This is a genomic window from Parendozoicomonas verongulae, assembly GCF_009711465.1.
In the GTDB taxonomy this organism is placed as follows: Bacteria; Pseudomonadota; Gammaproteobacteria; order Pseudomonadales; family Endozoicomonadaceae; genus Sansalvadorimonas; species Sansalvadorimonas verongulae.
The window spans coordinates 1-826 of the sequence record NZ_SMME01000426.1 but is presented as its reverse complement, the minus strand read 5'-3'; the positions used below and the strand labels follow the sequence as shown (position 1 = coordinate 826).

The window sequence follows — 826 nt, the reverse complement described above, 5'->3', positions numbered from 1 at the left end:
GTTACTGCTCAGGGAGCAAGCATCTGGTGCGATCATCCGATAATTTCTGGTAAGAGGATGCAAATCGTCAATAGATTCATAGGTATCACATCGCCTTTTCTAACCACTAAAATGTCTCATTTTGAACCCGACACAGCCCTAGACCCCATGCCCTATAGGGAGGAAAGAGTACTTCCGAGGTTCACGACACTGGTACATCCTCCTTCGCATCAATCACCGTGGTTAACCCAAGTCTGGCATCAGCCAATCAAACTCTGGCAGGAATATAGAGCCAGCCGTGATGCAAAGCTTCAACTCACCCATTCAATAGCGGCCAAAGGCCACTTTATATGGCCTATTACCAATGTGAGTGATTTTATGGCTAGATCGAAAAGTGGCGAGTTAACCTGCATTTACAGCAGCCCTTTTTATACCGATGAGTACGGCTATAAGCTTTGTCTGCGACTCTATATGAATGGTGACGGCAAAGGAGAGGGAACTCACCTCTCCATCTTTGTCGCTGTTATGAAAAATTATTACGACGCTTTGCTGCAGTGGCCTATTAATAAGATGGTTTCCATAGAGTTACTGGACCAGTCTCCCCATATAGAAAGCCGCCAAAACCATGAGGCCTTATTTCTTACCAACCCCAAGAGCCGTTCGTTTCAGCGCCCGGTAACGGACATGAATGTGGCCTCAGGCATTTCACAATTCATCCCTCTTTCAGAGCTAACATTCAAAACGACCGGTGATGCTGTTGATGGTTTGCCATGGCACGTTGTGGACAACCAAATGTTTTTCAAAGTGAAGGTTATGGATCCACCAAAAGCAGTGGATAAGAAAAATG

General features: G+C 45.6%; 1 protein-coding gene. It reads left to right on the top strand.

Features of this window, described 5'->3' with window-relative positions; all coding sequences use genetic code 11:
- Positions 1-357: 357 nt before the first annotated feature.
- Positions 358-826, top strand: a 469-nt coding sequence (locus tag E1189_RS00890) for an MATH domain-containing protein (RefSeq protein WP_155158239.1), incomplete at its 3' end; no start/stop codon positions are given.